Here is a 14,049-nt window from a genome sequence, read left to right as displayed (position 1 = left end):
CTTAAGCGGCTGCTTCGGCTTCGACCTGACGAACAATGATCGTCAGCTGCGAAAATGGTTTGTAGACACGGCCCGAACGGCCACGGCCGCGGGCGGCAAAGCGCTTCATCACGAGGCCGTTGCCGACGAAGGCCTGCGCCACGACGAGATCATCGACGTCGAGGTCGTGGTTGTTCTCGGCATTGGCGATAGCCGATTCCAGGCACTTCTTCACGTCAACCGCGATCCGCTTGCGCGAAAACTGCAGGTCGGCGAGCGCAGCAGCCGCCTTCCGGCCGCGAATGAGCTGGGCGACCAGGTTGAGCTTCTGCGGGCTCACCCGCAGCATCCGGGCGACCGCCTTGGCCTCGTTGTCGGCGAGGCTCCGTTCGCGCTTAGGTTTGCTCATCGTTTAATCCTCAAGCCTTCTTGGCTTTCTTGTCGCCGGAGTGGCCATGGAAGGTCCGGGTCGGCGAGAACTCGCCGAACTTGTGACCGACCATTTCCTCGTTGACGGCCACCGGCACGTGCTTCTGACCGTTGTAGACACCGAAGGTCAGGCCGACGAACTGCGGCAGGATCGTCGAACGACGGCTCCAGATCTTGATGACGTCGTGACGGCCGGACGCGCGCGCGGCATCTGCCTTCTTGAGCAGAGAACCCTCGACGAACGGGCCTTTCCAGACTGAACGAACCATGTCCGGCGTTCCTTACTTCTTCCGCTTGTGGCGGCTTAGGAGAATGAATTTGTTGGTCGACTTGTTGGAGCGGGTCTTCTTGCCCTTGGTCGGCTTGCCCCACGGAGTAACCGGGTGACGGCCGCCCGAGGTACGACCTTCACCACCGCCGTGCGGATGGTCGATCGGGTTCATCGAAACACCGCGGTTGTGCGGCTTGCGACCCAGCCAACGGTTGCGGCCGGCCTTGCCGATCGAGGTGTTCATGTGATCCGGGTTCGACACCGCGCCGATCGTGCCGCGGCAACGGCCGTGCACCAGGCGCTGCTCACCCGAATTCAGGCGGATGATGACGTAGTCCTGGTCGCGACCGACGAGCTGGGCGTAGGTGCCGGCGGAACGAGCGAGCTGGCCGCCCTTCCCGATCTTGACCTCGATGTTGTGGATGATCGTACCGACCGGCATGTTGCCGAGCGGCATGACGTTGCCGGGCTTCACGTCGACATAGTTGCCGGCCACCACGGAGTCGCCGACCGCTAGGCGCTGCGGCGCCAGGATATAGGCCTGGGTGCCGTCTTCGTACTTGACCAGCGCGATGAACGCAGTGCGGTTCGGATCGTATTCCAGCCGCTCGACGGTCGCGGGCGCATCGACCTTGTCGCGCTTGAAGTCGACGATGCGCAGGGTCTGCTTGTGACCGCCGCCGCGGAAGCGCACGGTGATGCGACCGGTATTGTTGCGACCGCCCGAGGAATGCTTGCCCTCGGTGAGCGCCTTGACCGGCTTGCCCTTGTAGAGGGCCGAACGATCGACCATGACCAGCTGGCGCTGGCCCGGCGTCGTGGGATTGAATGTCTTCAGTGCCATCGTCGTACGACCTTACAGACCGGTGGTGACGTCGATCCGGTGGCCCTCTTCGAGGGTCACGATCGCGCGCTTGGTGTTCGACTGCGAGCCGAGGTTGCCGCGGAAGACCTTGGTCTTGCCTTTGCGAACCAGCGTGTTGACGCTCTTGACCTTGACGTCGAACAGCTTCTCGATCGCTTCCTTGATCTGCGGCTTGGTCGCCTTCGCAGCCACCTTGAACAGGACCTTGTTGTGCTCGGACGCCAGCGTCGCCTTTTCGGTGACGACCGGAGCGACGATCACGTCGTAATGGCGAGGCTCGATGTTCTTCGTCATTTGAAGCGCGCCTCCAGCGCATCGATGGCGGCCTTGGTCAGAACGAGCTTCTGACGGCGCAGGATGTCATAGACGTTGATGCCCTGGATCGGCAGCACGTCCATGTTCGGGATGTTGCGGGCCGCGGCGGCAAAGCCGTTGTTGAGCTCGGCGCCGTCGATGATCAGCGCGTTGGTGAGCCCCAGGCCCGAGAAGTGACCGAGCAGCGCCTTGGTCTTGGCGGCTTCCAGCGCGGCCTTGTCGATCACCAGCAGATCACCGTCCTTGGCCTTGGCCGACAGCGCATGCTTGAGAGCCAGCGCGCGGACCTTCTTCGGCAGGTCGGTGGCGTGCGAACGCACCACCGGGCCGAAGGCGCGGCCACCGCCACGGAACTGCGGCACGCGGGCCGAGCCATGACGAGCACCGCCGGTGCCCTTCTGCTTGTACATCTTCTTGCCGGTGCGCCAGATCTCGGCGCGTCCCTTGGCCTTGTGGGTGCCGGCCTGACGCTTGTTGAGCTGCCACTGCACGCAACGCGCAATGATGTCCTGGCGCGGCTCGAGGCCGAAAATGGCGTCGGAAAGCTGGACCGAGCCGGCTTCCTTACCTTCGAGGGTGGTGACCTTCAATTCCATCTCACGCACCCTCCTGCTGGGCCGCAGCCTCGGCTTCGCCACCCGCAACCTTGAACTTGCCGGGCTTCGGAGCTTCCTTCGGCAGCGGCTTCTTGACGGCGTCGCGCACGCGGATCCAGCCGCCCTTAGAGCCGGGAACGGCGCCTTCGACGAGGATCAGGCCGCGCTCGACATCGAGCTGAACGACTCGAAGATTGAGCGTGGTGATGCGGTCGACACCCATGTGGCCGGGCATCTTCTTGTTCTTCCAGGTCTTGCCGGGATCCTGACGACCACCGGTCGAACCGATCGAGCGGTGCGAGACCGACACACCGTGCGTGGCGCGCAGACCGCCGAAGTTCCAGCGCTTCATGCCGCCGGCGAAGCCCTTACCGACCGAGGTGCCGGTGACGTCGACGAACTGGCCGACGACGAAATGATCGGCCTGGATCTCGGCGCCGACCGGGATCATGGCATCCGCGGTGACGCGGAATTCCTCGACCCGGCGCTTCGGCTCAACCTTGGCGACCGCGAACTGGCCGCGCTCCGCCTTGGGCATGTAAACGGTCTTGCGGCTGCCAGAACCGAGCTGGAGCGCGACGTAACCGTTCTTCTCTTCGGTGCGGTGGCCTACGACCTGGCAATTGCCGAGCTTCAGCACGGTCACGGGGATATGTTCGCCGGCCTCCGTGAAGACCCGCGTCATCCCGACCTTTTGTGCGATCACTCCGGAGCGCATCGGCTTGCTTCCTGTTCTTTCTGTCCGCTTACGCGAACGGGATCCAAAAATCTTAGAGCTTGATCTCGACGTCGACACCGGCGGCCAGATCGAGCTTCATCAAAGCATCGACGGTCTGCGGGGTCGGATCGACGATGTCGAGCAGGCGCTTGTGAGTGCGCATCTCGAACTGTTCGCGGCTCTTCTTGTCGACGTGGGGCGAACGGTTGACGGTGAACTTCTCGATGCGGGTGGGCAGCGGAATGGGTCCGCGGACCTGCGCGCCGGTGCGCTTCGCCGTGTTCACGATCTCGCGGGTCGACGTATCGAGGATACGATGGTCGAACGCCTTGAGTCGGATACGAATGTTTTGGCCGTTCATTGCCGTGGTCTCTCTTCAGTGGGTGGCGAATAGCGAATAGCGAATGTCACCATTCGCTACTCGCCGATCCCTATTCTCGTAATTACTCGATGATCGAGGCGACGACGCCGGCGCCGACGGTACGGCCGCCTTCGCGGATCGCGAAGCGGAGCTTCTCTTCCATCGCGATCGGCACGATCAGGTGCACTTCCATCGCGATGTTGTCGCCCGGCATCACCATCTCGGTGCCTTCCGGCAGATGCACGACACCGGTCACGTCGGTGGTGCGGAAGTAGAACTGCGGACGGTAGTTGGTGAAGAACGGGGTGTGGCGACCGCCCTCTTCCTTGGTGAGGATGTAGGCCTCAGCCTTGAACTTGGTGTGCGGCTTGACCGAACCCGGCTTCGCCAGCACCTGACCGCGCTCGACGTCCTCGCGCTTGGTGCCGCGGAGCAGAGCACCGATGTTGTCGCCGGCCTGGCCCTGATCGAGCAGCTTGCGGAACATTTCGACGCCGGTGACGGTGGTCTTCTGGGTCGCACGCAGACCGACGATCTCGATTTCCTCGCCGACCTTGACGATGCCGCGCTCGACACGGCCGGTCACGACGGTGCCGCGGCCCGAGATCGAGAACACGTCTTCAACCGGCATCAGGAACGGCTGGTCGATCGGACGCTCCGGCTGCGGGATGTACTCGTCGACGTTGCGCATCAGCTCGAGGATGGCGTCGTGGCCGAGCTTCTTGTCCGAATCTTCGAGAGCGGCGAGCGCCGAGCCCTTGATGATCGGGATCTTGTCGCCCGGGAATTCGTACTTCGAGAGCAGCTCGCGGACTTCGAGCTCGACGAGCTCGAGCAGTTCCGGATCGTCGACCATGTCGCACTTGTTGAGGAACACGACGAGCGCGGGCACGCCGACCTGGCGGGCGAGCAGGATGTGCTCGCGGGTCTGCGGCATCGGGCCGTCAGCGGCCGACACGACCAGGATCGCACCGTCCATCTGGGCGGCGCCGGTGATCATGTTCTTCACGTAGTCGGCGTGGCCGGGGCAGTCGACGTGGGCGTAGTGGCGGTTCTTGGTCTCGTACTCGACGTGCGCGGTCGAGATCGTGATGCCGCGCGCCTTCTCTTCCGGCGCCTTGTCGATCTGGTCGTACGCGGTGAACGTCGCACCGCCGGTCTCGGCGAGGATCTTGGTGATCGCCGCGGTCAGCGACGTCTTGCCATGGTCGACGTGACCGATGGTGCCGATGTTGCAGTGCGGCTTGTTACGTTCAAACTTTGCTTTGGCCATTTGACTCTCCGTTCAATCGTCAGCTTGAGACCGACGACAATCAGGCAAACTTCTTTTGGACTTCTGCCGACACGTTGGCCGGCGCTTCTGCGTAGTGATCGAACTGCATGGTGAAGGTTGCGCGACCCTGGCTCATCGAGCGCAGGTTATTCACGTAACCGAACATGTTCATGAGCGGCACCATCGCGTTGATGACGTTGGCGTTGCCGCGCATGTCCTGACCCTGGATCTGACCGCGCCGGGAATTCAGGTCGCCGATGACCGAGCCGGTGTAGTCTTCCGGGGTCACCACTTCGACCTTCATGATCGGCTCGAGCAGGACGGACTTGCCCTTCTGCAAGGCTTCGCGGAATGCCGCGCGCGATGCGATTTCGAAGGCGAGCGCCGACGAGTCGACGTCGTGGTACTTGCCGTCGACGAGCTGAACCTTGACGTCGACCACGGGGAAGCCCGCGACGACACCAGAGCTCATCACGCTGTTGAGGCCCTTTTCGACGCCGGGGATGTATTCCTTCGGAACCGCACCGCCGACGATCTTGGACTCGAACTCGTAGCCCTTGCCGGGCTCGTTCGGCTCGACCACGATCGACACTTCCGCAAACTGACCGGTACCGCCGGTCTGCTTCTTGTGGGTGTACTTGACCTCGGCCTTCTTGGTGACGCGCTCACGGAACGCAACCTGCGGCGCGCCGATGTTGGCGTCGACCTTGTAGGTGCGCTTGAGGATGTCAACCTTGATGTCGAGATGGAGTTCGCCCATGCCCTTGAGGATGGTCTGGCCGGACTCCTGGTCGGTCGAGACACGGAAGGACGGATCCTCCGCCGCGAGCTTGGCCAGCGCCACGCCCAGCTTCTCCTGGTCGGCCTTGGACTTCGGCTCGATCGCGATCTCGATGACCGGCTCGGGGAATTCCATCTTCTCCAGGATCACCTGCTTGTCGGGATCGCACAGCGTGTCACCGGTGCGCGCTTCCTTCAGGCCGGCCAGCGCGACGATGTCGCCGGCATAGGCTTCCTTGATGTCTTCGCGGTTGTTCGCATGCATCAGCAGCATGCGCCCGATGCGCTCCTTCTTCTCGCGGGTCGAGTTCACGACGCCGGTGCCGCTCTGGAGAACGCCAGAGTAGATGCGGCAGAAGGTGATGGTGCCGACGAACGGGTCGTCCATGATCTTGAACGCGAGCAGCGCGAGCGGCTCCTTGTCGTCGGCCCTGCGCACGACCTCGTTGCCGCGGTCGTCCGTGCCCTTGATCGCGGGAACGTCGATCGGCGACGGCAGGTAGTCGACGACGGCGTCGAGCAGCGGCTGCACGCCCTTGTTCTTGAAGGCCGAGCCGCACAGCACGGGATAGAACGCGCCGGTCAGCACCGCCTTGCGGATCAGCCGCTTCAGGGTCGCTTCGTCCGGCTCGTTACCGTCGAGGAAGGCGGCGAGCGCATCGTCGTCGAGCTCGACGGCGGCTTCCACCATCTTCTCGCGGTATTCCTTGGCCTGGTCGACGAGGTCTTCCGGAATGTCGACATAGTCGAACTTCGCGCCGAGCGATTCATCGTTCCAGACGATGCCCTTCATCTTCACGAGGTCGACGAGACCCTTGAAGTTGTTCTCGGCACCGATCGGAAGCTGGATCGCGATCGGCTTGGCGCCGAGGCGGTCGACGATGTCGGCCAGGCACTTGAAGAAGTCGGCGCCGGTCTTGTCCATCTTGTTGGCGAAGACGATGCGCGGAACCTTGTACTTGTCGCCCTGGCGCCAGACGGTCTCGGTCTGGGGCTCGACGCCCTGGTTCGAGTCGAGCACGCAGACGGCGCCGTCGAGCACGCGCAGCGAACGCTCGACTTCGATGGTGAAGTCGACGTGGCCGGGAGTGTCGATGATGTTCAGGCGCTTGCCGGCCCAGAAGGCAGTGGTCGCAGCCGAGGTGATCGTGATGCCACGCTCCTGCTCCTGCTCCATCCAGTCCATCGTCGCGGCACCTTCGTGCACTTCGCCGATCTTGTGGCTCTTGCCGGTGTAATAGAGGATGCGCTCGGTCGTCGTGGTCTTGCCGGCGTCGATATGCGCCATGATACCGAAATTACGGTAGTCCTCGATGGCATGTTGGCGGGGCATGGGTCGTTCCTTGCGAGTCCGAGTGTGTCGCCGTTACCAGCGATAGTGCGAGAAGGCGCGGTTGGCTTCCGCCATCCGGTGCACGTCTTCACGCTTCTTGACGGCGTTCCCCCGGTTATTCGATGCGTCCAAGAGCTCCGCCGAGAGCCGCTCGGTCATCGTCTTCTCGTTGCGCTCGCGCGCGGCCGAGATCAGCCAGCGAATGCCCAGGGCCTGCCGGCGGGTCGAACGAACCTCGACCGGAACCTGGTAGGTCGCGCCGCCGACGCGGCGGGAGCGAACCTCGATCGTCGGCATGACGTTCTCGAGCGCCTGCTCGAACACGCCGAGCGGGTTCTGCTTGGTCTTGGTTTCGATGATGCCGAGCGCACCGTAGACGATGCCTTCGGCGACCGACTTCTTGCCGGCATACATCACCGAGTTCATGAACTTCGTGATCACGATGTTCCCGAACTTCGGATCGGGGAGAACTTCGCGCTTTTCCGCTGAGTGGCGACGAGACATGGACGTGGTTCCCGCTTACTTCGGACGCTTGGCGCCGTACTTCGAACGACGCTGCTTACGGTTCTTGACGCCCTGGGTATCCAGAACGCCGCGGAGGATGTGGTAGCGCACGCCGGGCAAGTCCTTGACGCGGCCGCCGCGGATCATGACCACCGAGTGCTCCTGGAGGTTATGGCCCTCGCCGGGGATGTAGCCGATCACCTCGAAGCCGTTGGTCAGGCGCACCTTGGCGACCTTACGAAGCGCCGAGTTCGGCTTCTTCGGGGTCGTGGTGTAGACGCGGGTGCAAACACCACGCTTCTGAGGCGACTGCTGCAGCGCCGGCACCTTCTTGCGCGACTTCTGCACTTCCCGCGGTTGAGCGATCAGCTGGTTGATCGTCGGCATCCTGGCCTTACCCTTTGTTCTGCTGCGGCCCCTTCCGGGCCCGCTGTCTTGCCGCGGCCCGTTGCCGGAACCGCAATTCTTTTCGGGCCACCCACCCGACGAGGTCGCCCTGCACGGAACAATCCGCACAAAGCGAAATTGCGCCAACCGCTCCATCACCGAGCGGAAAGCGTTACGACGCCACAGAGGACCGCAGTTTCAGGCCAATCAGCTTAAAGCTGCGGCCCGCGCACCGAGGTCATGCATCCGAATTCGATCTCAAGAGAACGAGCTCTAGAGACCTAAAATCGCACTGGCATTGCCTAGCTATGATCGACAGCGTTTGAGCGGCATTCGTCGAGGTTGGTGCCCGTCTTCAACGACCCCTGAGGGATCAACGGGTGGCCCGTTCCGACGTTGGCGATGCTCACCGCCTGTCGTTAAGTGAGGCGCTTTCTATAAGTGGGAATCGATCAAGTCAAGGCGAAACGACAGTCACAAAGCGCTTCTCGCGCCTATGGAATTCGCCTGTTGGCCGCCCTCACCGCGCTTCCACGATGTGGGAACGACGTGCCCATTCCGCTAGCCCTAGATCTATTTGTATCCGGGTTAAAAGAACTTTTATGACCCATGCTAAGGCTTTTTTTCCTGTTGATGCGTCAAACTGCCGCCTTCGGCGGAGATTGGCGCCATGCGGTACACCGACATTGCCATTATCGGCGGGGGATTGTCCGGCTCGATCGCCGCCGCAATGCTCGGCCGCGCCGGCATTTCGACGATGCTGATCGATCCGCATGAGAGCTATCCGGCGGACTTTCGAGTCGAAAAACTCAGCGGCCAGGTGCAGGTCGAGCGATTCCTGAAGACCGGAATCGCAGAATCAGTGCTGCGCCGCGCGACCTTTGCCGGCGAAAACTGGATCGCCCGCTTCGGCCGCCTGCTCGACAAGGCGCCGAGCCGACAGTTCAACATCCTCTACGATTCGCTGGTCAACGCCGTCCGCGACGAAATCCCTGCCACCGTCGAGCGAATCTGCGCCAAGGCCGTGGCGGTCGAGACCAGTCCGGAGCGGCAGAAGATCACGCTCTCCAACGACGAGACGATCTCGGCCCGCCTGGTCGTGCTGGCCAACGGCCTGAACGTCGGCCTGCGCCACCAGCTCGGCATCGCCCGCAAGGTCGTCAGCGCCTGCCATTCGATCTCGATCGGGTTCGACGTGGTGCCGGCGGGTCGGAATTCGTTCGACTTCCCCGCACTCACCTATTTCTCGGAGCGGCCGAGCGATTGCATCCCCTACATCACGCTGTTTCCGATCGGCACGCGGATGCGCGCCAATCTGTTCGTCTACCGCGGCTTCGACGATCCCTGGCTGCGCGGGCTGCGCCGTGCACCAGCTGCGACGCTGGACGCCGCCCTGCCCCGGCTCAAGCGCATCACCGGCGCCTTCGACATCCCCGGCGAGCTGACGGTCCGACCGGTCGATCTCTACGTGAACGACCCTCGCGGCCAGCCCGGAATCGTGCTGGTCGGAGATGCCTTCTCGACCTCTTGTCCCGTCGCCGGCACCGGCTGCGACAAGGTCTTCACCGACGTCGAGCGGCTCTGCAACGTCTACATTCCGCAGTGGCTTTCCTCCGACGGGATGAATGCGGCCAAGATCGCCGGCTTCTACGCCGATCCGGTCAAGCGGGCCTGCGACGCGTGGTCGGCGGCGAAGGCGTTCGACTTCCGCTCAGTCTCGATCGCCACGAGCCCCTACTGGACGGCGCAGCGCTGGGCGCGCTTCATCGCCTGGACGGCTCAAGGGCTGCTGCGGCCGCTTGGAGGCGCCTTCGATCTGGAGCCGAACGTCCTCGGTCACTCCTCCTCGTCGTCCTCGAGGTCGTCTTCATCCTCGTCGTCACCGTCGCTGTCGTCATCGGCCTGAGCCACAGCGCCATGCGGCTGGTGGATCTGGTCGTTCCAGAGCTTGCGATAGGTGCCGTTTCTGGCGAGCAGCTCGGCATGCGACCCGCGCTCGATCGCCCTGCCCCCTGAAATCACGATGATCTCGTCCATCTCGACCACCGAGGTCAGGCGGTGGGTCGACCAGATCATGGTGCGGCCCTTGGCGACCTTGAGCAGGGTGCGGTTGATCGCAGCCTCCGTGGTCTGGTCCAGCGCCGAGGTGGCTTCGTCCAGCAGCAGCACGGACGGGTTGCGGATGATCGCGCGCGCGATTGCGATGCGCTGGCGCTGGCCGCCCGACAGGGTATCTCCGCGCTCGCCCACCGGCGTGTCGTAGCGCTGCGGCAGGCTCATGATGTAGCGGTGGATCTCGGCCTTCTTGGCCGCCTCCTCCACCTCCGCGTCGGTCGCACCCTCCTTGCCGAGCCGGATGTTCTCGCGGATCGACATGTTGAACAGCATGTTCTCCTGGAACACCACCGCCATGCTCCGGCGCAGCGAATCCAGCGTCACCTTGCGGACATCGACACCGTCGATGGTGACGCGGCCCTCGTCGGGCACGTAGAGCCGCAGGATCAGGTTGAGCAGCGTGCTCTTGCCGGAGCCCGAGGGGCCGACGATGGCGATGCTTTTGCCGACATTGAGCTTGAGGCTGAGATTGTCCAGCACCGGCGTCTGGCTGCCTTCGTACTGGAAGGTCACGCGGTCGAAGGTGATGTCGTGTGTAATGCGCGGCAGATCGGGCGCGCCGGCCCGATCGGCCCCGCGCGTCGGCTCGTCGAGCAGCTCCTGGATGTGCCGGATCGCGGCGGCCGAGGAGATCGAGACCGGGATGAAATGCATCACATGGGCGATGTTGTAGGAGACCTCCCAGAACGCGCTCTCGAAGGTGACGAAGGTGCCGATGGTGATCTGGCCCTTGGTCGCCAGATACGCACCGATCGCAAGCACCACGAGGTGCAGCAGCAGCACCGAGATGGTGACCGTCCGCTCCACCATGGTCGACAGGAACGCGGCTGAGGCGATCCTGTTGCGGGTCTCGTCGTTGCGGAAGGCGAAGAAGCCGAACATCCGGCGTTGCAGGCTGAACGCCTTGATCACGGCCTGTGCCGCCACGTTCTCCTGCACCATGCCGAGCAGCGCGGATTCATTGAGCTTCTGCTCGTAATTGGCCTGCACCGCCTTCGGCGTGAGCATGCGCGGACCGATCAGCGTGATCGGAAACACCAGCAGCGCAACCACCGCGAGCTGCCAGTTCAGGAACACCATCAGGATGATGCCGGCGAACAACTCCAGGAACGGCAGCGCCGCGCTGTTGGCGAAGGTCTTGACCGAGCTCTCGAACGCCGCGAGGTCGACGGAAAAACGCGACAGGATCTCGCCGCGCCTGGTGCGGCCGAAATAGGCCGCCGGCAGGTCCTGGACGTGCTCGAACAGGTGCTTGCGGACGTCGGAGATGATGCTGGCCGCGAGCCGCGCGTCCCAGCGCTCGTACCAGACCGCGACGATCGAGGTGAAGATGCCGGCGGCCGCGAGCACGCCGAGGATCTTGTACAGCGCCTGGAAATCCTCCTCGCCGAGCGCGTCGTCGATCAGGAACTTCAGGCTGAGCGGCATGATGACGTTGAACAGCGTTTCGACGACGACGCCGAACGCCACGAACGACAGCATCCGCTTGTAGTTGGCCAGATAGGGCTTGACGAAACCCACGATGGTCGCGAGCGCGCCGGCGGCCTCGCGCGCGGTAAAGACGACGAGGTCCTCGTCCTCATCGTCGTCATCGAGCTCCAGCTCGTCGTCCTCCTCGTCTTCCTCGTCCTCGTCGTCTTCGAGGTCCGGCTTGGCGGTGGCGGCGAGCTTGTCGAGCTCGGCCGCCTCTTCCACGGCGAGCTTCTGTTTGTCGGGAGAGGGAGGCTTGGACGCCATGAAACCAACGAATGCTGACGGCCGGCATGACCGCAGAGAAAGCCGGAAATAGCGGAAACCGCTATTGCACTGATTCTATGCGATCAGAATGAATTCGGCAAAGCAATTGGCTAGCCCGGTCCGATCCTTGCCGCTAGTCGTCGTCCTCGTCTTCGACCTTGTCGAAGAAGGAATAGCGCAGACTGTCGGCGTCGGCGTACCACTGACCCGGCCCCTTGTTGGCGGCGAGCGTCGCCTCCCAGAGCGCATCGGTGCAGTCCTTGCGGTGCATCGACAGGTCGAAGCCGTTGCCGAAGAACAGTTCGGACCATTCCCACCAGGTGCCGAGCTTCTTGACCCCGCGCAGGAGGTCGTAGCGGTCGATCACGGCGGAGGCCATGTCCGAGGTGATCGAGCCGAACACGAGGCCGGTCTTGACCACGCGGTTGAACTCGCGAATCGCGCGGACCACCTGCTTCGGGGAAACGTGGCAGAGACTGGTCTCGAACACGAAGTCGAAGGCGCCGTCCTTGAACGGCATGTCGGTGATCGAGCCGAGCTTGTTGTATTTCTTCAGCGCCTTCGGCGTTTTGGCGTGGATGGCGCGGTTGTTCTCGATGCCGAAGGCATCGATGCCGCGCTCGCGCAGCGCGCCGACCAATTCGCCGCTGGCCGAGCCCGCGACCAACAGCTTGGCGCCGTCGGCCTTGCCCCAGACGATGCTGATCAGCCTGGTGAGGTAATCGGGATCCGTGAAGTGCTGCCACGCCTCGCTATAGGGGCCGAGGCCGCGATAATTCTCGAAATAGTCGCGATCGATCTTGTCGGAGAGCGGCTTGTCGTCCTGGGCGCGCTCGCGGCGCAGGCGCATCATCTCGGTCAGGATGATGTCGGTCGCAGCGTCCGAGGAATCAAGCAGGCCATTCAGCGTCGAGTCGAACAGATAGTCGCCGACCACGACGATGCCGGGATGCTCCTTCGGCTCGGGCCGGTGATTGGTCATGACGTCGCGCACGGGCAGACCGCCGGGAATCGCGTTCACCGACGACAGCCAGCGGTGGATCTTGCCTTCCGTGAAATGCGCGCGCGCATCGCCGAGGGACGCCGGCAGCGACTTCAACGCGGCGTCGATCAGCTCCTGGTCCGAGAGATTGGCAAAGGCCAGCGCGTCGGAGCCGGGAATGAGCCAGTTCAACACGCCGTGCTTGCCGACGTCGTGGCGCGCGCCCTCGTTGTAGACGCAGCAGCCGCCGAAGGCTTCCGACATGAACCAGGCGCCGGCAATCTTGTCGCCCCAGAACGGAGAGTCGAACAGGATCGAGACGCGCAGGTAATGCGCCGGACGGTCGAAATACGAGACGTGCTTGACCATCGACTTGCGGAGCTGCTCGCCTTCCCAGCCGACGGTGGCGAGCCAGGAATGCGGCAGGCAGACCAGCACGAGATCGAAGTCGCGCGTCTCCGGCCCCTTGCCGTTCATCATCTTGAGCTGGTAGCGGCCCGTCGGCGCCTTGCCGACGGTAAGCACGCGGTGATTGAGCTGGATGTCGGCATTGACCTCCGACTGGAGGCACTCGATCAGCTGCTCGTTGCCGTTCTGGATCGAGTAGAGGCCGATATAGCCATCGACGTCCATCAGGTAGTTCTTGAGCGCGTTGAGGCCGTTGGTGTTGTGGCTCTCGGTCGCGATGTCGGAGCGCGCCATCACCTTGAAAAAGCGCTTTGCGGTCTCGTCCTCGACCTCCTCGTCGAGCACCTGCTCGGCGCTCTTGTAGGCCCAGGGATTCTCGTTGTCGTGCGCGCCGACGCCCTCGTAATACTCCACCGGCGACATCACCTCGGTGCAGCGCTGGCGGAACGCCTCGATCGCGGCCGCGGTCTTGGCGCCATATTTGCGGCGCATGCCCGGCACGTCGTTCAGCATCTCGCCGCCGAACTGCACCTGCTCGGCATCCATCGGAATGGTCTGAAGCCCGAAATGCTGGATCAGCTCGCGCAGCGGATCCGGGCCCGTCATCGAGTAGTCGTAGATCTCGGCAACGCCGGCCTCGTACATCGCGGGCGCGGAATCGAATTTGCGGGTGACGATCTTGCCGCCGAGCCGGTCGGATGCCTCGTAGATGGTGACGCGGCAAAGGTCGCCGAGCTTACGCTTCAGATACCAGGCGCTCATCAGCCCGCCGGGGCCGCCGCCTACGATTGCAAGATCAAGCATGTAAGTTCCGTGGTCTCCGGCCCTGCCCCCGTCACGGGACCACCGGTCTAAGCTCCCCTAGCAGAAGCGCTTTTACGCCTGAAGGAAAGATGAACAAAGGCTGATCCTGCATCGCAGCAAGCAAAGAAAGCAGCAAAAAGGCCGGCTTACGCCGGCCTTTTCATTGTCCTCGGTATTCCTACGGATGAACCA

At 63.3% G+C, this 14,049-nt stretch carries 14 protein-coding genes; 1 reads left to right on the top strand and 13 read right to left on the bottom strand.

Going from position 1 to position 14,049, the window contains the following annotated elements; translation table 11 throughout:
* Position 1 precedes the first annotated feature (1 nt).
* The 11 genes from rplV to rpsL form a co-directional block, all read right to left on the bottom strand.
* Positions 2 to 388 carry a 50S ribosomal protein L22 gene (rplV, locus tag BM118_RS37425; protein ID WP_028137020.1) on the bottom strand — a complete coding sequence of 129 codons (387 nt, stop codon included), beginning with the start codon at positions 386 to 388 and terminating at the stop codon, positions 2 to 4.
* A 10-nt stretch (positions 389 to 398) separates the two neighbouring features.
* A complete protein-coding gene (gene rpsS, locus BM118_RS37420) occupies positions 399 to 677 on the bottom strand; it encodes a 30S ribosomal protein S19 (protein WP_008136357.1) in 279 nt (92 codons plus the stop codon).
* 12 nt (positions 678 to 689) lie between these two features.
* Positions 690 to 1,523 carry a 50S ribosomal protein L2 gene (gene rplB, locus BM118_RS37415; protein ID WP_011088148.1) on the bottom strand — a complete coding sequence of 278 codons (834 nt, stop codon included), beginning with the start codon at positions 1,521 to 1,523 and terminating at the stop codon, positions 690 to 692.
* 12 nt (positions 1,524 to 1,535) lie between these two features.
* Entirely contained in the window at positions 1,536 to 1,838 is a 303-nt protein-coding gene (locus tag BM118_RS37410) for a 50S ribosomal protein L23 (RefSeq protein WP_011088149.1), read from the bottom strand.
* A complete protein-coding gene (gene rplD, locus BM118_RS37405) occupies positions 1,835 to 2,455 on the bottom strand; it encodes a 50S ribosomal protein L4 (protein ID WP_011088150.1) in 621 nt (206 codons plus the stop codon). The genes BM118_RS37410 and rplD overlap by 4 nt, the downstream gene beginning before the upstream one ends.
* 1 nt (position 2,456) lies before the next feature.
* A complete protein-coding gene (gene rplC / locus BM118_RS37400) occupies positions 2,457 to 3,173 on the bottom strand; it encodes a 50S ribosomal protein L3 (protein ID WP_027549196.1) in 717 nt (238 codons plus the stop codon).
* Between the two features lie 52 nt (positions 3,174 to 3,225).
* The gene (gene rpsJ, locus BM118_RS37395; RefSeq protein WP_002712302.1) at positions 3,226 to 3,534 is read right to left on the bottom strand and encodes a 30S ribosomal protein S10; all 309 of its coding nucleotides are present in this window, start codon (positions 3,532 to 3,534) and stop codon (positions 3,226 to 3,228) included.
* Between the two features lie 82 nt (positions 3,535 to 3,616).
* Positions 3,617 to 4,807 carry an elongation factor Tu gene (tuf, locus tag BM118_RS37390; RefSeq protein ID WP_011088152.1) on the bottom strand — a complete coding sequence of 397 codons (1,191 nt, stop codon included), beginning with the start codon at positions 4,805 to 4,807 and terminating at the stop codon, positions 3,617 to 3,619.
* Positions 4,808 to 4,847: 40 nt separating this feature from the next.
* Positions 4,848 to 6,920, bottom strand: a complete 2,073-nt coding sequence (gene fusA, locus BM118_RS37385; protein ID WP_092192677.1) for an elongation factor G — start codon at positions 6,918 to 6,920, stop codon at positions 4,848 to 4,850.
* Between the two features lie 33 nt (positions 6,921 to 6,953).
* The gene (gene rpsG, locus BM118_RS37380; protein ID WP_011088154.1) at positions 6,954 to 7,424 is read right to left on the bottom strand and encodes a 30S ribosomal protein S7; all 471 of its coding nucleotides are present in this window, start codon (positions 7,422 to 7,424) and stop codon (positions 6,954 to 6,956) included.
* 15 nt (positions 7,425 to 7,439) lie between these two features.
* A complete protein-coding gene (gene rpsL, locus BM118_RS37375; protein ID WP_007603006.1) occupies positions 7,440 to 7,811 on the bottom strand; it encodes a 30S ribosomal protein S12 in 372 nt (123 codons plus the stop codon).
* Positions 7,812 to 8,481: 670 nt separating this feature from the next.
* Between rpsL and BM118_RS37370 the strand changes: the two genes are divergently transcribed.
* The gene (locus tag BM118_RS37370) at positions 8,482 to 9,717 is read left to right on the top strand and encodes an FAD-dependent oxidoreductase (RefSeq protein ID WP_092192675.1); all 1,236 of its coding nucleotides are present in this window, start codon (positions 8,482 to 8,484) and stop codon (positions 9,715 to 9,717) included.
* On the opposite strand, the gene BM118_RS37365 is transcribed toward BM118_RS37370, so the two are convergent.
* Together BM118_RS37365 and BM118_RS37360 are read right to left on the bottom strand one after the other, a co-directional pair.
* A complete protein-coding gene (locus BM118_RS37365) occupies positions 9,648 to 11,663 on the bottom strand; it encodes an ABC transporter ATP-binding protein (RefSeq protein ID WP_092192673.1) in 2,016 nt (671 codons plus the stop codon). The genes BM118_RS37370 and BM118_RS37365 overlap by 70 nt on opposite strands.
* A gap of 133 nt (positions 11,664 to 11,796) precedes the next feature.
* Positions 11,797 to 13,857, bottom strand: a complete 2,061-nt coding sequence (locus BM118_RS37360) for an FAD-dependent oxidoreductase (RefSeq protein ID WP_092192671.1) — start codon at positions 13,855 to 13,857, stop codon at positions 11,797 to 11,799.
* Positions 13,858 to 14,049 lie beyond the last annotated feature (192 nt).

It is taken from the genome of Bradyrhizobium sp. cf659, from assembly GCF_900113725.1.
GTDB lineage: Bacteria > Pseudomonadota > Alphaproteobacteria > Rhizobiales > Xanthobacteraceae > Bradyrhizobium.
Note: the sequence above shows the minus strand (reverse complement) of the source record. Positions and strands in the feature narration are given on the sequence as shown.